14 protein-coding genes are annotated in these 17,204 nt (G+C 62.2%); 4 read left to right on the plus strand and 10 right to left on the minus strand.

Features of this window, described 5'->3' with window-relative positions; genetic code table 11:
• Positions 1 to 24: 24 nt before the first annotated feature.
• Positions 25 to 714 (minus strand): phosphate response regulator transcription factor PhoB, encoded by a 690-nt coding sequence (gene phoB, locus ACOWVD_RS13335; protein WP_004940438.1) that lies wholly within the window; start codon positions 712 to 714, stop codon positions 25 to 27.
• 215 nt (positions 715 to 929) lie between these two features.
• On the opposite strand from phoB, the gene sbcD reads away from it, so the two are divergent.
• The 3 genes from sbcD to licT all read left to right on the plus strand — a co-directional run bounded on the left by sbcD (position 930) and on the right by licT (position 6,491).
• Complete coding sequence (gene sbcD / locus ACOWVD_RS13340) at positions 930 to 2,162, plus strand: exonuclease subunit SbcD (protein ID WP_164095458.1); 1,233 nt, start codon at positions 930 to 932, stop codon at positions 2,160 to 2,162.
• Entirely contained in the window at positions 2,159 to 5,410 is a 3,252-nt protein-coding gene (gene sbcC, locus ACOWVD_RS13345; RefSeq protein WP_421105668.1) for an exonuclease subunit SbcC, read from the plus strand. Before sbcD ends, sbcC begins: the two co-directional genes overlap by 4 nt.
• 232 nt (positions 5,411 to 5,642) lie before the next feature.
• Positions 5,643 to 6,491: a BglG family transcription antiterminator LicT gene (gene licT, locus ACOWVD_RS13350; protein WP_004940446.1), complete on the plus strand. Its 849-nt coding sequence runs from the start codon at positions 5,643 to 5,645 to the stop codon at positions 6,489 to 6,491.
• Here the strand turns inward: licT and ACOWVD_RS13355 are convergent.
• From ACOWVD_RS13355 to mak, 3 genes are all read right to left on the minus strand, one after another.
• Positions 6,488 to 6,874, minus strand: coding sequence for a type II toxin-antitoxin system VapC family toxin (locus ACOWVD_RS13355; protein ID WP_015376820.1), 387 nt, complete (start codon positions 6,872 to 6,874; stop codon positions 6,488 to 6,490). The genes licT and ACOWVD_RS13355 overlap by 4 nt on opposite strands.
• Positions 6,871 to 7,104, minus strand: a complete 234-nt coding sequence (locus ACOWVD_RS13360; protein WP_004940455.1) for a type II toxin-antitoxin system Phd/YefM family antitoxin — start codon at positions 7,102 to 7,104, stop codon at positions 6,871 to 6,873. Before ACOWVD_RS13360 ends, ACOWVD_RS13355 begins: the two co-directional genes overlap by 4 nt.
• A 102-nt stretch (positions 7,105 to 7,206) precedes the next feature.
• A complete protein-coding gene (gene mak, locus ACOWVD_RS13365) occupies positions 7,207 to 8,121 on the minus strand; it encodes a fructokinase (RefSeq protein WP_031300025.1) in 915 nt (304 codons plus the stop codon).
• Between the two features lie 217 nt (positions 8,122 to 8,338).
• Here mak and rdgC point away from each other — a divergent pair, with 217 nt between their 5' ends.
• A complete protein-coding gene (rdgC, locus tag ACOWVD_RS13370; RefSeq protein ID WP_004940461.1) occupies positions 8,339 to 9,250 on the plus strand; it encodes a recombination-associated protein RdgC in 912 nt (303 codons plus the stop codon).
• Between the two features lie 65 nt (positions 9,251 to 9,315).
• On the opposite strand, the gene ppnP is transcribed toward rdgC, so the two are convergent.
• The 6 genes from ppnP to ACOWVD_RS13400 form a co-directional block, all read right to left on the minus strand.
• The gene (ppnP, locus tag ACOWVD_RS13375) at positions 9,316 to 9,606 is read right to left on the minus strand and encodes a pyrimidine/purine nucleoside phosphorylase (RefSeq protein WP_004940463.1); all 291 of its coding nucleotides are present in this window, start codon (positions 9,604 to 9,606) and stop codon (positions 9,316 to 9,318) included.
• Between the two features lie 151 nt (positions 9,607 to 9,757).
• Entirely contained in the window at positions 9,758 to 10,549 is a 792-nt protein-coding gene (locus ACOWVD_RS13380; protein WP_049242830.1) for an energy transducer TonB, read from the minus strand.
• A gap of 2 nt (positions 10,550 to 10,551) precedes the next feature.
• A complete protein-coding gene (locus ACOWVD_RS13385; protein ID WP_021504697.1) occupies positions 10,552 to 11,883 on the minus strand; it encodes an HlyD family type I secretion periplasmic adaptor subunit in 1,332 nt (443 codons plus the stop codon).
• Positions 11,880 to 13,664, minus strand: coding sequence for a type I secretion system permease/ATPase (locus tag ACOWVD_RS13390; RefSeq protein ID WP_421105669.1), 1,785 nt, complete (start codon positions 13,662 to 13,664; stop codon positions 11,880 to 11,882). The genes ACOWVD_RS13385 and ACOWVD_RS13390 overlap by 4 nt, the downstream gene beginning before the upstream one ends.
• Before the next feature lie 72 nt (positions 13,665 to 13,736).
• Positions 13,737 to 14,303 (minus strand): heme acquisition protein HasA, encoded by a 567-nt coding sequence (locus tag ACOWVD_RS13395; RefSeq protein WP_004940479.1) that lies wholly within the window; start codon positions 14,301 to 14,303, stop codon positions 13,737 to 13,739.
• 78 nt (positions 14,304 to 14,381) lie between these two features.
• Entirely contained in the window at positions 14,382 to 17,069 is a 2,688-nt protein-coding gene (locus tag ACOWVD_RS13400; protein ID WP_421105670.1) for a TonB-dependent hemoglobin/transferrin/lactoferrin family receptor, read from the minus strand.
• Positions 17,070 to 17,204: the final 135 nt, after the last annotated feature.

The raw sequence follows: 17,204 nt of genomic DNA on the forward strand, positions 1-17,204 counted from the left end.
GGCATATTCTCCAGCGCGGCGCGATCAGTAGCGCGTTGAGAACCGGTAGCCGGTGCCCCGAACGGTTTGAACCATTTTATCATGCCCACTGGTTTCTAACGCCTTGCGGAGCCGACGGATATGCACGTCAACGGTACGGTCTTCCACATAAACGTTAGTGCCCCAGACGTGATTAAGCAACTGCTCGCGGCTATAAACCCGCTCCGGGTGGGTCATAAAGAAGTGCAGCAGCTTGAACTCGGTCGGCCCCATGTCCAGCGCCTGATCGTTCGCCATTACGCGGTGGGAGGACGGATCCAGGCTCAACCCTTGCATTTCAATCACTTCTTCCACCGCCATCGGCGAAATGCGGCGCATGACCGCTTTGATGCGCGCCACCAGCTCCTTGGGCGAGAACGGCTTGGTGATGTAATCATCCGCCCCCACTTCCAGGCCGCGCACCCGGTCTTCTTCTTCGCCGCGCGCGGTCAACATCATCACCGGGATATCGCGGGTCAGCGCTTCGCGCTTCATATGTTTGATAAACTGAATGCCGGAACCGCCGGGCAACATCCAGTCAAGCAACACCAAATCAGGGAACGGCTCAGACAGACGCGTCACGGCGCTGTCATAATCTTCGGCTTCCAACGGTTGGTAACCATTCTGTTCCAACACAAAGCACACCATCTCACGGATCGGCGCTTCGTCTTCCACCACCAGTATGCGTCTTGCCATCGTCAATCCTGCCAATGTGTTAGCGACTTTTCGGGCGCCATTATGCGTCAGTTTTGTGACACTTTTATGAAAAAAACCGGCTGTTATAGGCAGTAAGCATAGCGATTATTTCCCGCAGTAACGAAAAATCATCCGGTTGTCATCATCATTGCGCCGGGACAGCCGCCGCCGCCGCCTTTATAATCATCGCCATTATCTTTACATCCGGGAGTGTCATGCGCCTGATCCACACCTCTGACTGGCACCTTGGCCAGTACTTTTTCACCAAAAGCCGCGCCGCCGAGCACCAGGCTTTTCTGAACTGGCTGATCGAACAGGTAGATCAGCAGCAGGTGGATGCGCTGATCGTCGCCGGAGATCTGTTCGATACCGGCTCGCCGCCCAGCTATGCCCGCGAGCTGTACAACCGCTTCGTGGTGGAACTGCAGCGCACCGGCTGCCAGCTGGTGGTGCTGGGCGGCAACCACGATTCGGTCGCGACGCTGAACGAATCGCGTGAACTGCTTTCCTGCCTGAACACCACGGTAATCGCCAGCGCGCAGGGCGCCCCGGAACAGCAGATCGTGGTGCTTAACCAACGCGACGGCCAGCCGGGCGCGGTGCTGTGCGCCATCCCGTTCCTGCGGCCGCGCGATCTGCTCACCAGCCGCGCCGGCGAATCCGGCGCGCAGAAACAGCAGGCGTTGCAGGAAGCCATCGCCGAACATTATCAAACGCTGTATCAGGCGGCCTGCGAGCGCCGCGACCAGTTGGGCCTGCCGCTGCCGATCGTCGCCACCGGCCACCTGACCACCGTCGGCGTTACCACCTCCGACTCGGTGCGCGACATCTATATCGGCACCCTCGACGCCTTCCCGGCGCAGGCCTTCCCCCCCGCCGACTATATCGCGCTGGGCCACATTCACCGCGCGCAGAACGTCGCCAAATCGGAGCATATTCGCTATAGCGGCTCGCCGATCCCGCTGAGCTTCGATGAGCTGGGCAAAGCCAAAAGCGTCTTCCTGGTGGATTTCGCCGACGGCGCTTTGCAGCGGGTAGAAACGTTAACGATCCCGCAGTTTCAGCCCATGCAACTGATCAAAGGCGATCTGGCCGAGATCGAACGGCAGCTGCGGCAATTTGCCGATTATGCCGGCGAGCTGCCGGTGTGGCTGGATATCGAAGTGGCGACGCAGGACTACCTCAGCGATATCCAACGCCGCATCCAGCTGATGGCGGATGCGCTGCCGGTGGAAGTGGTGCTGCTGCGGCGCAGTAAAGAGCAGCGCCGCCAGGCGATCGCGCAGCAGGATAAGGAAACGCTCAACGAGCTGAGCGTCAACGAGGTGTTCGAACGGCGCCTGGCGCAGGAGGCCGACATGCCCGAAGCGCGCCAACGGCGGATGCACCAACTGTTCCGCCAGGTGGTCGAGGCGGTGCAACACAACGCCGAGGAGACGAATTCATGAAGATCCTCAGCCTGCGGTTAAAAAACCTCAACTCGCTGCAGGGCGAATGGAAAATTGACTTCACCGCCGAGCCGTTCGCCAGCAACGGTCTGTTCGCCATTACCGGCCCGACCGGCGCGGGCAAAACCACCCTGCTGGACGCCATTTGCCTGGCGCTGTACCACCAGACGCCGCGTCTCAACGTCACGCCAAGCCAGAATGAACTGATGACCCGCCACACCGCCGAATCGCTGGCGGAGGTCGAGTTCGAGGTCAAGGGCATCGGCTATCGCGCCTTCTGGAGCCAGCGCCGCGCCAAAAACGCGCCGGACGGCAATCTGCAGGCGCCGAAGGTCGAACTGGCGCGCCGCGAGGACGGCAAGATCCTGGCGGACAAAGTGCGCGACAAGCTGGAGATCACCGCCGCCATCACCGGGCTGGACTTCGGCCGCTTCACCAAGTCGATGATGCTGTCTCAGGGGCAGTTCGCCGCGTTCCTCAACGCCGACGCCAACGATCGCGCCGAGCTGTTGGAAGAGCTGACCGGCACCGAAATCTACGGGCGGTTGTCCGAACAGGTGTTCGAGTCGCACAAGCAGGCCAAAACCGACCTGGATGCGTTGCACCAACGCGCCAGCGGCATCGAACTGCTGAACGACGAGCTGCGCCAGTCTCTGACCGAACAGCTGGCGGCGCTGAGCGGGCAGGAAAGCGCTCTCGGCGAGCAAACCCGGCAACAGCAACAGGCGCTGAGCTGGCTGCAGCAATGGCAACGCCTCCGGCAACAGCAAAGCGAGGGGCAATTGCGGCTGGACACCGCCCAGCGCGAGCAGACGGAGGCCGCCCCGCAGCTGCAGCGGCTGGCGCTCAGCGAACCGGCCGAGAAATTGCGGCCGCTGCGCGGTGAACGCGATCGCTGCCGCGCCGAGCTGCAGACGATACAACAGCAGGCAGCCCAGCTGACGCAACAGCAGGAACAGCAGTCGGCGCAGCTGGCGCCGCTGCAGCAGGCGGTGGAGAAAACCCGCCAGGCGCAGCAAGCGCATGCCGAACACATGCGGCAACAGCAACAGTTGATCGATGACCAGGTGGCGCCGCTTGACCATCAAATAGCCCAACTGCAGTCGACACAGGCCGAACGTAGACAGGCCGGCGATGCCGCCGCGCAGCAATGCGCCCAGCAGCAGACCGCGCTGGAGCAGCTCACCGTCCAGCGCAGCCAACTGACGACGCAGACCGCACAGCATCAGCAGCAGTTGAACACGCTGACCCAAGCGCTGGCCGTTCAACAGCAACAGCAGCAAGCGCTGGAGGCGCAAACGCCGCTGGCCCCGCTGCGCCAGCGCCTGAGTGCCCTGGCAGATCTGCGCCCGACGCGCCAGCAGCTGTTTACTCTATCCTCTTTATCGCAGCAAATCGTTAAACGGCTGGAACAACAGCGGCAAGAGCTAAACAGCGGTCAACATGAACTTACCCAGTTGGAACCGCAGCTAGAACTCATCCGTCAGCGATTTAAGCAGCAGAAAGCCCACCAGGCCGATGTTGAAAAAACCTATGCGCTGGAACAACGGATCGTGGGTCTGGAGGCCGAGCGCGCCCGTTTGCAACCCGGCGCCCCCTGCCCGCTGTGCGGCTCATGCGAGCACCCGGCGGTAGAACAATACCAAGAGGTAAAACTGTCAGAAACCGCGCAACGTCTGGAGCAAATGAAAGTCCAGACCGAAGCATTGCAAAAACAAGGCGTCGAGCTGCGAGCCCGTTACGACAACCTGCAACAGCAATTGCAGCGTCAGCAGCAAACCATCACGCAGGATGAACAACAGCTGGCCGGCCAACAGCAGCAGTGGCGGCAGCTCAGCGCGCCGCTGGCGTTCGACTTTACGCTGGCGGATGGCGAGCAACTCAGCGCCTGGCTGAACGGCTGCGACGACGAAGAACGGCGCGGGCAACAGGCGCTGCAGCAGCATGAACAGGCGGCGCAGGCGGTACAGCAGGCGAAGGATGCGCTCATCGCTCTGCAAACGCAGCAGCAGCAGACGCAGCAACAGCTGGCGTTGCTCGAAGAACGCTTTACGCTGCTGCAGAAAGCCCACGCCGACAGCCTGCAACAGCAGCAAGAGTTGCAACAACGCTGGCAAGAAGGCGAGAAGACCCTTGCCGAACGACGCGCGCAGCGGCTGGCGCTGTTCGGCGAACAACAGGTCGCCGAGGTGCGCGAACAGCTGCGCGCCAAACAAACCGCCTGTGAACAGGCCAGTTTGCAGGCCGCCGAGCAGTGGCAAAAGGCGCAGGAACTGCGCGAGCGCCTGGCCGGCCAGCAGGCCGGGCTGCAACAACAACACACCCAGATGCAGGAGCGGCTGCAGCAGGCGCAGCAGCAGTGGCAGCAGGCGCTGGCCGACAGCGAATTCGCCGATGAAACCGCCTTCGCCGCCGCGCTGCTGGACGATGTCCTGCGCCGCGAATTGCAGCAGCGCAAAGAGCAGTTGCAACAGCGGCAGGTAGAGGCCACCGCCCTGCTGACACAGGCGACGCAAACGCTGGAGCAGCACCGGCAGAACCGCCCTGAAGGGCTGGATGAAGCCAACGCGGATCTCGATGCGTTCACCCAATCGCTGGCCGAGCTGGCGCAGCAGTTGAAGGCGCTGCAGCTGCGCCAGGGCGAACTGCGCAACCAGCTGGCAAGCGACGCCGAACGCCGTCTCAATCAGCAGGCGCTGTTCGAGCAGATCGCCCGCAGCCAGCAAGACTACGACGACTGGAGCTACCTCAACCAACTGATCGGCTCAAAAGAAGGCGACAAGTTCCGCCGCTTCGCTCAGGGGCTGACGCTCGATCATCTGGTTTACCTGGCCAACAACCAGCTCGGCCGGCTGCACGGGCGCTACCTGCTGCAGCGCAAGACCAGCGACGCGCTGGAGCTGCAGGTGGTGGACACCTGGCAGGCGGACGCGCTGCGCGATACCCGCACCCTGTCCGGCGGCGAGAGTTTCCTGGTCAGCCTGGCGCTGGCGCTGGCGTTGTCCGATCTGGTCAGCCACAAAACCAGCATCGACTCGCTGTTCCTCGACGAAGGTTTCGGCACGCTGGATGCCGAAACCCTCGATACCGCGCTGGACGCGCTGGACAGTCTGAACGCCTCCGGCAAAACCATCGGCGTGATCAGTCACGTCGAGGCGATGAAAGAGCGCATTCCGGTGCAGATCAAAGTGAAAAAGGTCAACGGGCTCGGCGTCAGCCGGTTGGAGGCGCACTTCAGGCTGGAATGATCCCGCCGCGCGCGGCGCAGAAGTGTGACCGCGGCGGCACTCCGCAGTGAAAAGCGTTGAGCTGCGGCGGGCACGGGTTATTATGCCAACATAATAGGATTGTTACTGTATCCCCTCCGCCGCTCAGGGCCGCAGGGCAGAAACATAAAATACAGGCAAAACCTGACGCCCGGGATCGCTTCCGGGCGTCAGGTTTTTTCGTTTTCAGGATGCTGAAACACCGGGAAAAACCATGAAAATCGCTAAAATACTCAATAATAACGTGGTGATTACGCTGGACGACCGTCAGGAAGAGACGGTGGTGATGGGAAAAGGAATCGGCTTTAAAAAGAAGCCCGGCGATACGCTGGACGAAAGCCTGATCGAAAAGGTGTTCACCCATAACGGCGGTGAAATCGCCGAGCGCTATAAAGAGCTGCTCGCCGAGATCCCATTGGCCTGCGTCACCACTGCCGACAGGATCATCACCCTCGCCCGTGAACGCCTGCCGGGCAAGTTGCATAACATCGTCTACATCACACTCACCGATCACATCCATTTCGCCCTGCAGCGCCATGCGCAAGGGCTGGATATCAAAAATGCGCTGCTGTGGGAGATTAAAAAACTCTACCCGGCCGAATTCGCCGTCGGGCTGGAGGCGCTGGCTCTGATCGCCCAGCGGCTGGATACCGCGCTGCCGGAAGACGAAGCCGGATTTATTGCCCTGCATCTGGTCAACGCCCAGCTTAACGACGAGATGCACAACACGCTGCACATTACCCGCGTGATGCAAGAGATCCTCAACCTGGTCAAATACCATTTCCGCTTTGATTACAACGAGGAATCCCTGAGCTACCACCGGTTCGTCACCCACTTGAAATTTTTCGCCCAGCGCCTGCTGGGGAAAAACTACGTCGACAGCGACGACGACTCGCTGTATCAGGTGGTGAAAGAGAAGTACCGCGAGTCATTCGCCTGCGCCGGCAAGATCAACCGCCACATCGAAAAGCACTATCAGCACCAGCTCACCACGGAAGAGATGATGTTCCTGACCATTCATATCGAACGGGTGCGCAGCGAAAGCGAGGAAAAGCCGGTTTAACGGCGGGCGTCCGCCACCCGCACGCCGTACTGCGGAAACACCGCGTCGGCGGAAATCAGCGTCAGCCCCTCGGCCTGCGCCTGCGCGATCAGCATGCGATCGAAAGGATCCTGATGGTGTGGCGGCAGCTGCCCGGCCTGTTGGCAATGAAAGGCGTCCATCGGCAGCGACAGAAAATCTTCGGCCTCGATGATCGCAAAGATGTCTTCCGGCAGCGCCAGCTTGCCCAGCGCCTGCTTGATCGAGATCTCCCAAATGCTGGCCGCGCTGACGTACACCGCATTGCCCGGATCGGCGATCTGCCTTTTGGCGTTGGCGCCCAGGCAGGCGTCATCGATCAGCCACCACAGCAACGCGTGGGTATCCAGCAGCAGGCGCTTCATTCATCGCCCTCAAACAGCGCCGCAATGGCCGCATCCCCGGCGTTGAAATCCGCCGGCACGGTGAACCTGCCCTTGGCGGCGCCAGGGCGGCGCGCTTCCCCCTTGATGGCGACCAGCTGTACGTACGGCTTCCCTGCTTTTGCAATAATCACGGTTTCTCCCTCTGCGGCTCTGTCCGCCAGTTGGCTCAGATTGGATTTGGCTTCGTGCATATTGGCCTGAATCGGCATACGCGTCCTCCTTAGCTAAGTTAGCTAAAGCATAAAGCGCCGTCCAGTTTTTGTACAGTGAAGGGTTTAAAGCGCGAGCAGCCTCGCGCTTTGTTGCAACGCTTAGCGCTGCTGTTGCGGCCACAGCCAGGCCGCACCGCGCACGCCGCTGGAATCGCCGTGAACCGCCTTGCGGATCGGCGTTTCACACTCGCCGCCGAACACCCAGCCTTTCACCAGTTGCGGCACCGTGCGATACAGACGATCCACGTTGCTCATGCCGCCGCCGAGCACTACCACGTCCGGATCCAGCATGTTGATCACGTGCGCCAGCGATTTCGCCAATCGCATTTCGTAGCGGCCAATCGCCTGCTCCGCCAACGCATCGCCCCGCTCGCTCAGCGCCATGATCTCATGCCCTTGCAGCGCATTGCCGCTCAGGCGCGCATAGTCGGTGGCGAAACCGGTGCCAGAAATAAAGGTTTCGATGCAGCCCGGCTTGCCGCAGTAGCACGGCACTTCGCGGGCGTAGCGCAGCTCATCGTCATCCTGCCACGGCAGCGGATTGTGCCCCCATTCGCCGGCGATGCCGTTGCCGCCGGCATGCGCCTGGCCGTTCAGCGCCACGCCGGCGCCGCAGCCGGTGCCGATGATGACCGCAAACACGGTTTTCGCGCCGGCGCCGGCGCCATCGGTGGCTTCCGACACCGCCAGGCAGTTGGCGTCGTTGGCGATGCGCACCTCGCGCGCCAGCAAGGCCGACAGATCCTTATCCAGCGGCTGACCGTTGAGCCACACCGAGTTGGCGTTCTTTACTCGCCCGGTAAACGGCGACAGCGTGCCGGGAATGCCGATCCCGACCGATCCTCGTTCGCCGGTATGATCCTCCGCCAGTTTCACCAGCCCGGCGATCGCCGCCAGGGTTTGCCGGTAGTCATGGCGCGGCGTGGCGATGCGATGGCGAAACAGCTCCCGCCCGTCATTCGCCAACGCGATCACTTCAATTTTCGTTCCACCCAAGTCGATGCCAATGCGCACGTATTTTTTCTCCTCGATGCCGCGCAGCGTTGTCACAGCCTAATGTAAGCGCGCGAATGAATCACCTGTTTCCCATTCTCCGTCCCGTCCTTCCCTGGTGCGCAAAGCGACGCAATTCGGAGAGAATGGGGCGATTTTTCAGCGTCAATTCGTTATCATGCCGCCCTGCTTTTGACGAATCAGCGTGCCGAACGCACGCCCAGCCAGGGATAACATTATGCTGTGGTTTAAGAATTTGATGGTTTACCGTTTGAGCCGCGAAGTGGCGTTAAACGCGGATGAAATGGAAAAACAACTCAGCGCGTTCGCCTTCACGCCGTGCGGCAGCCAGGACATGGCGAAGACCGGCTGGGTCTCCCCGATGGGCTCGCACAGCGATGCGCTGACGCACGCGGTCAACGGCCAGATCGTCATCTGCGCGCGCAAGGAAGAGAAAATCCTGCCGTCGCCGGTGATCAAGCAAGAGCTGCAGGCCAAGATTGAGCGCCTGGAGGCGGAGCAACACCGCAAACTGAAGAAAACCGAGAAGGACGCGCTGAAGGATGAAGTGCTGCACAGCCTGCTGCCGCGCGCGTTCAGCCGCTTCAACCAGACCTTCATGTGGATAGACACCGTCAACGATCTGATCATGGTCGACGCCGCCAGCGCCAAACGCGCCGAAGACACGCTGGCGCTGCTGCGTAAAAGCCTCGGCTCGCTGCCTGTGGTGCCGCTGACCATGGAAAGCCCGATCGAACTGACGCTGACCGAATGGGTGCGTTCCGGCGAGATGCCGGCCGGCTTCGCCATTCAGGATGAAGCGGAATTGAAAGCGATTCTGGAAGAAGGCGGCGTAATCCGCTGCAAGAAGCAGAATCTGATCAGCGACGAAATCGCGGTGCACATCGAAGCCGGCAAGCTGGTGACCAAGCTGGCGGTGGACTGGCAAGAGCGCATCCAGCTGATGCTGTCGGACGACGGCTCGCTCAAGCGCCTGAAGTTCGCCGACACGCTGCGCGAACAGAACGACGACATCGATCGCGACGACTTCGCCCAGCGCTTTGACGCCGACTTTATCCTGATGACCAGCGAGCTGGCGGCGTTGATCAAAAACACCATCGAAGCGCTCGGCGGCGAAGCCCAGCGTTAATCTCGCCTCAGAAATGACCAGGGCCCAGCATCCGCTGAGCCCTGCGTTCCCCTAGCGAACAAAATTTATTTGCTCAGGTAGCGGCACAGATAGGCGGTGGCGTCGGCCACCTGCAGGTTGAACTCGCTGTGCCCCGGCACGAAGAACTTCTCGCCCGGCGTAAACACTTGCCAGTCCGGCGCTCCCGGCAGCAGCACTTTCAGCGCCCCGGTGATCACTGTCATTTCTTCCGGCTGCGCGGTGGAGAAGGTGTATTCACCCTCTTCCATCACACCCACGCTGGTAAGACCGATGCTGCTACTGTCAAAACCGATAGACTTCACTTTTCCGGCAAAATACTCATTCACTTTCAGCATAGACTGGCACCCGCGTAATCATCTTGATGGAAAATCCATATTGGGGGATTGCGGTTGATCTGTCACTGGTTTTTCGCGCGAAATGCGATCGCGGCGCAGAGGCAAAGGTTTCCGTGCGTCACGCTCAGGCCATCGCCATGAAACAACCGCGTCAAAAACCCGCGCCGCGCAAACTGAAATCGATCGGCAGCGTCAATTCCACCGTGCCGTTGACGTAGGCGTCCGACGGCGGCGTGGGCAGCGGCGAAGCGCGTTTGACCAGCGCCTGGATTTCGCGATCCAGCGACGGCAGCCCGGCGCTGCTGACCAGCGTCACCGCCAGCACGTGGCCCTGTCTGTCCAGCGTGAAACGCACCTGCCCGACGCCCTGGCGCTTCAGCCGCAATGCGTCTTTAGGATAACGCTTAAAACGATTCAGGCGGCCGCTGATGCGGCTGCGCCAGTTGTCTTCCCCCGCCTGAACATAGGGCGTCAGGCGAGTTTGCGGCGCGGCCGTTTTATCCGCGTGGCCCGGCGGCGGCGCGCCGGCGTTGTGATCCTGAACCCTCGGCGGCGCGATGGTTCTCTCCTGCGGCGGCGTGCGGGGCAGATTGTTTTTTTTCACCGGCTTAGGCGGTTTTTTCTGTTTCGGCGGCACGGCGATGTTCGGCTGCGCGGCGTCGGGCACTTTCACTAGCGGTAACGGCTCCGGTGGCGCCGGCGGTTCAACCTGAGGCGGCGGCGTCCTTTGTCCCGGCGGTTGTTTCGCCTCGGCCGGGGCCTGCGGTGCGGCGGCCATCAGCACCATCACCGCCGGTGGCGGTACCCACGGTGGCTCGGCCTTGTCTCGCCAGGGCCAAAACAGCGCTGCAACCAGCAGATGCAGCGCCAGCACCAACACCAGACAACGGCGCCAGGGCATGGTGGCACCGGGCGCGGCGAAAGGCAGCGGCGAAACCGACATGCTCACTCTTCCGTCAGCGCCAAATGGAGGCGATCGGTCAGCGGTTTGAACAGATAGTTCATCATCGAACGCTCACCGGTGCGGATGAAGCCTTCGACCGGCATTCCCGGGCGGATCTCCAACCCGCTCAAGCGTTGCAATCCTTCTTCGCTGACCTTGGCGCGCACGCTGTAATAAGGCGCGCCGCTTTTCTCGTCGGTCAGGCGATCGGCCCCGACCAGCGTTACTTCGCCCTCGACGCGCGGCGTGGTGCTTTGGTTGAACGCCGAGAACAACAATTCGACCGGCAACCCCACCTGCACTTTATCGATCAACTCGACCGGGATGCGCGCTTCTACCTGCAGCCCGCGATCGCTGGGCACGATCTCCATCAGTTGCTGACCGGCGCCAATCACGCCGCCTTCGGTGAACACGCTCAACCCCACCACGGTGCCCGCCACCGGCGCTTTCACCTGCGTATGCCCCAGATCGGCCTCCGCCTTGGCCAGGCGGTTATCCAGCTCGTCCAGCTTCATCCGTACCTCGGCCAATTGGCTGCTGACCTCTTTTTGATACTCCTCCCGCCGCTGGATCGCCCGCAGTTTCAGCTCCAGGATCTGGCGCCCCAGACGGCCGATATTGCCGCTGTCCTCGGATGCCTGGCCGTCGATCTGCGCATGCTGCCCCTCCAGATCCAGCAGCCGATTGCGCGCCACATACCCTTGCGCCGCCAGCTTGCGCATGCCGCCCAGTTGCTCCTGCAGCATGGCCTTTTGCCGCTGTTTGCTGGCGTAAGACTGCCGAACCCCTTCCAACATCGCCTGCGATCCGGCGATGCTTTCCGCGATCGCCGCCAGCTCGCTCTGCAGTGCCGCACGGCGGCTGGTGAACAGCTGCTGTTGCAGCAGCATCAGTGACATCACTTCCGGCTCTTCTCGCCGCGCTTGCAGCGATGGCGGGAAAGCGATCGCTTGCAGGCCGTCGCGCTCGGCTTGCAGCCGCGCCTGCTGTGCGGCATTGCTCAACTGCTGGCTGCGCAGCGCATCGCGCTGGGTGCGGCTGTCGACGGTATCCATCAACAACAGCACCTGCCCGGCGCTGACCCGGTCGCCCTCATGCACCTGAATCTGCGACACCACGCCGCCGCTCGGGTGCTGCACCGCCTTGCGATTGCCCGCCACCACCACGCTGCCGGAAACCGGCACGCCTTTGTCCAGCGGCGCCAACAGCCCCCACAGCAGGAAACCGCCAAACCCCAGCACCACCAGCCAGCCTCCCAGCCGCAGGTAGCGACCTTCGTCGAACTGCCGGGAAAGGGTGTCGATATCGCCGGGAATCACACTCTGATTGCTCATACTTTTCGTTCACCGCTGGCCGTTTTGGCGAAGTTGGCGTAATTGACGTTGAAGCCGCCGTTGCTGCGCCCGGCATTGGCCGATGCAGCGGCAGCGGCGGGCGCAAAACCAGGCTGTTTTTTCAGGATGGCGTCGCTGGGGCCGAAGTGCTGTACCTGGCCGGCGCTCAGCACCAGCAATTTGTCGGTGGCCGCCAGGATCGCCGGTTTGTGGGTCACCAACACGATGGTGGTGCCACGCGCCTTCAGCGCTTCGATCGCCTGCTGCAGCGCCCCTTCCCCTTCGCGATCGAGGTTGGCGTTCGGTTCGTCCAGCACCACCAGCGCCGGAGATCCATACAGCGCGCGCGCCAGCGCCACCCGCTGACGTTGGCCGCCGGACAGGCCGCTGCCGCCTTCACCCAGCTCGGTCTCATAGCCTTTCGGTAAATGCAGGATCAGCTGATGCACGCCGGCCAGCGCCGCCGCGGCCACCACCTTCTCGGCGTCGACCTGCCCAAAGCGAGCGATGTTGTCCGTCAGGGTGCCGGCGAACAGCTGGATATCCTGCGGCAAGTAACCGATATGCGGCCCGAGTTGTTGCTTGTCCCACTGCTGAATGTCTGCACCGTCCAGCCGCACGTCGCCGCTGAGCGGCGTCAGCGCGCCAACCAGTTGGCGCATTAGGAGGGTTTTGCCGGAGCCGGACGCGCCAATCACGCCCAGCACCTCGCCGGCCTCCAGGCGAAAACTGACGCCGTGCAACACCGGTGCCGTGCCGCCTGGCGCACTGGCGGTCAACTGATTCACGACCAATGTACCGCCGGGTGCCGGCAGCGGCAGACTCGGCATTCGTGGCGGGTTAGCGGCCAGCATCACCTCCAGCCGCTGCAAGGACTGGCGCGCCGATGACCACTGCTTCCAGGCGCCGATCAGCTGATCGATCGGCCCCAGCACCCTGCCGATCAGGATCGATCCGGCGATCATCATGCCCGGCGTAATGTCGCCGTTGACCGCCAGCAGCGCGCCGCAGCCCAACATCAGCGACTGCAACGCCAGCCGCACGGTTTTCGACCAGGCAGTGACCGCGGCGATTTTCTCGCTGGCGCGGTTCTGCAGCAGCAGGAACTGCTGATGCTGCCGCAGCCAGCGCAGGCGCAAGTCGGTCAACATGCCCATGGCGGCGATAGCTTCGGCATTGCGCAGGTTGCCGTTGGCCTGTTGCGTGGCGCTCAGCGCGACGCGGCCGGCCTCCGCCAGCGGCGCCTGCGACACCCGCTGGTTGAGCCAGGCCAGCAGCACCAGCACGATCACCCCGGCGCTGGCCAACGCGCCAAGCCAGGGATGGAGCAGAAAAACCACCAGCAGATAAACCGGGAACCAGGGGGCATCGAAAAAGGCGAACAGCGCATTGCCGGTGGCGAACTGGCGCAGGTTGGTCAGATCGTTCAGCGCCTGCCCCGCCAGCGGGTTGCCGGTTTTCAGGTTGGTTTCGAAGGCGGCGTCGTAGACCCGCTGATTGAGGCGCATATCCATCTGGGCGCCAAGGCGGATCACCACCTGGCTGCGCACCCACTCCAGCAGGCCCATAAACAGATAAAGGCCGACCACCATCAGGGTCAGCATCGCCAGCGTCATGCGGTTGCCCGACGGCAACACGCGATCGTAGACCTGCAGCATGTACAGCGCCGGGGCCAGCATCAGCAGGTTGATCACTGCGGTAAACAGCGCAATGCCCCAAAATCCGCGCCGGTATGCGCCCAGCACGCTCATCACTTCTCCGCGCCTGACGGCGTTTTTCATGGCGTTTTCCATCGGCTAAAAACGAGAAAACGCCCGCCGGGGCACGCGGCGCCGGCGGGCAAACGGCCGCGATCAGGCCGCCAGCAATTCCGGGCTGTCGGCGTGCTGCACGCCCACCGCCGTCGCCGCCGCCACCTGATCGAAGGTGGAGTTGACGCTCAGACCGTAGTCGTCGAGGATGCCGTTCAGCGCGGTTTCCAGCGCGCCGGTATCGCCGGACATCAGGCCGTACACCACCTGGTGTACCACGCCATCGTGGCCCTGCGCCTGCAGGCTGCTGAGATTCAGGCCGCCGAAGCTGACGTCAGGCACCTGGATGTTGTACGGCGTAGAGCCGCCGCCGTTCAGGCCGTCGCCGAACGACAGGGAATCCAGTTGACCGTACAGGGTGTGCGCCGGTGCGTTGAACAGGGTGTAGGTCAGGTTGCCGCCCGCCACGAACGAGGTGATGTTATTGGCGGTGCTGGTCACGGCATATTGGCTGCCGGACAGGCTGCCGCCGTAGAAACCGCCGCTGTTGGAGTCGGTGACATTACCGTTGGTGTGGTTGATATCGCCAAACGACGACGCCCACTCGTTCAGATAGTTATGGATGCTGTAGCTGCCGAAACTGCTGTCATAATTGACTGAAAATGCCATTTCTCTATCTCCATTGATGAACGGCGCCCCTTGCGAGGCGACCTCTGTGCTCAACGATGAGCAACGCCCTTTTACTGCTTAAAAACGGTACTCCACCCCGCCCTGCACGCTGCGGCCGCGCCCCAGAGTATTGGCCAGCGTCTCGCCGTAGCTGACGACGTAGGCGCGGTTGGTCAGGTTCTCCACCGAGCCGCGCAGCGTCAGGCTGTCGGTCAGTTTGTAGCTGGCGTACAGATCGAACAGGGTGTATTTCGGCCAGTCGGCCAGATACGGGTAGTTGGACGGCACCGAGCTGTCCTGATAGCCCGGCGCGAAGCGCACGGTCACCCCGGCGTCCAGCTTGCGATCGAAAGCGCGGCCGCCCAGCGTCACCGAGCCGCGATCGCCCGGCAGGTAAGCGGCGGTGCCGAACTGCGAGCCGCCGTCGCAGGACACGGCGTCATTCGCCGTCGGATCCTGCTCCGCGTAGAAGTTGCCCGGCCGGGAGTTGGCGCCGTAACGCAGGCGATGGCCCAGCCAGGCGTTCCTGGAGCAAAACTCGTTTTTACCGATCATGTGGGTGTAGGTCAGGTCGGCGTAAAACACCCCGGCGTCATAGTTGAGCTGGTACTCCAGCCCGCGGAAACGGGTTTTCGACAGATTGTTGACGTAGGCGGCGTTGCCGATGCTCGGCTGCACCAGCCCCGGCTTGTCGCGGTTAATCGCCAGGTTGATGTAGTTATCCACTTTGGTGTCGAAATAAGCCACCTTGGCTGCCAATCGATCGCCCTCAAACCACAGATCCGGCTGCTGCACGTTGAACCCCACTTCCCAGGCGCGCGAGCGCTCGGCCTGCAGGAAGGGGTTGGGATATTGCGTAGAGGTGCTGTGAGCGCTGCCGTTGGTCAGCGTTTCGGTGATCGCCGGCGGCCGCCAGGATTTGCCGTAGGTGGTATACAGCTCCAGCCACTCCACGCCGGGACGCACCGCCAGCGCCAGCGTCGGCGACAGCTTGCCCTGATCGCGATCGACGTTCCACTCCTGCTGCGTGGTGGTCGCCAGACAGTTGCGCAGCCGCAGCTGTTTGCAGGGATTCTCCGCCGTATAAGGGAAGTCGGCGTAGCTCAGACCGGTCTGGCCGCGCAGGCGATAGCGGTCGTAACGCAGCCCGCCTTCCAGCGTCAGCCAGCCGTCGTAGTCGTAGGTCAGGTTGGCGAACAGGCTGCCGACCGAGCGGTTGCCGGCCGGTGTTACCCCTTCCATGCCCTGACGGGAAGAGTCGCTGGTGGCCTTGTCGTAATAGAACTCCAGCCCGTAGTTGGCGCGGAAGTCATGCCCCGGTGCCAGGCTGAAACGCGAGGTGTTTTGCGCCTGTGCGCCATAGGTGCGCAGGCGAGTGCGCGTCGCGTAGCCGTTGTTCAGCAGCGTGCTGGTGCTGTAGGTATCGCTGTCGTCCTGAGTATCGACGTAATACAGCTTGGCCTGAAAATCGAGCCAGTCGACGCCTTCCGGCGCCAGGCTATAGTCGAACGCCGCGTTGCGCGCCATCACGTCGCTGTAGCCGGTGCGCTTCCAGCCCAGTTCATAGGGCGGCCGGGTGCCCAGGTTGGTCAGCGTGCCGGCGATCGGCGACGCAGTTTGGGTCTGCAGATAACTCAGCTGCAGGCGCTGGTTGGCGGGCAGGTTCCAGCCCACCTTGGCCAGTCGCGAGTGCATGCGGTAATCAGTGTCGGGGATTTTGTTGTTCTTGATGCTCTCGGCGTAGCGATCGTAATTGCCGGTGTCGTTATTGATACGAATGTTGCCGATGTCGCCCTTATTGCCGGGCCAATAGTCGCCGAGGTGGCGTTCGCTGGCGGCCAGCAGGATATCGCCGGTTTCGTTGCCCAATGCCAGTATGCCGCTGCCGATGAAGTGGGTGCCGTTATCGCCGGTGCTGGCGTGCAGCTTGCCGCCCAGCTCTTTGCCCGGCGCCAGGAAATCGCTCGCGCTGACGGTATTGAACGTCGCGATGCCGCCAAGCGTGCCAGCGCTGCCCATGCCACCGGTGGTGCCCTTGTCGATGGTTACGCCGGACAGCAGCTCGGAATCGATATACATGGTGCCGTTACGCTGGCCATGACCGCTCTTTTGAAAATTCTGCCGCATGCCATCGATATTCATGTTCACCCGGCCATAGTCTTGTATGCCGCGGATGTTGACCGACAGCGCCGGATCTTGCTGGCTGACGCTGGAATAGGTGCCCGTGGTCTGTTCCAGAATATCGGCCGTGTGCCGCGCCGGGCGGTTGTCCATCTGTTCGCGGCTGATGACGCTGACCGAGCGCGGTTCGTCGTAAACCCAGTCGTTGACGCTCATGCCGCCGGCCCCCAGCACCGTCAGGCTATCCAGCGCCAGCGCGCCGCCATCGCCGTTCGCCGCCGGCAGCCGGCTCAATACGATCTGCCCCTGTGGCTGCAGGCGGAAAGCCACCGGATTGCCGCCGATCAAGCGCCGCAGGCCCTGTTCAACGCTCATGCTGCCGTTCAACGCCGCCGCCTGCATGCCGTCGAGCTTCACCTCGTCGAAAAACACCTGCATGCCAGCCTGTTCGGCGAAGCGCAGCATGGCGCTCTGCAGAGGCTGCGCTTCAATGTTGAAATTCTTTTGCTGTGCGGCCTGCGCGCCGCTCGCTTCAGCCTGCGCGGCGATCGCCACAACAGGCTGAGTCAGCACCATCGCCGCCAACGCAGCGCGTACCGCCGTGGCCAAGCGGCCGGCCGGCGTGGTTCCCTTGTGAATAAACATGCGTGTGTGTTCCACCCGAAAGAATGCCAAACCAAGTGATAATGGAAATCAATCTCGTTTAAACATAAGGACGTTCCGGAGGGTGAAAACCCGTAAAGATTTTTTACAGAAAGTGAAAATAGCGGCGAAACGGGC

This window comes from Serratia sp. SA088 (assembly GCF_049065515.1).
In the GTDB taxonomy this organism is placed as follows: domain Bacteria; phylum Pseudomonadota; class Gammaproteobacteria; order Enterobacterales; family Enterobacteriaceae; genus Serratia; species Serratia nematodiphila.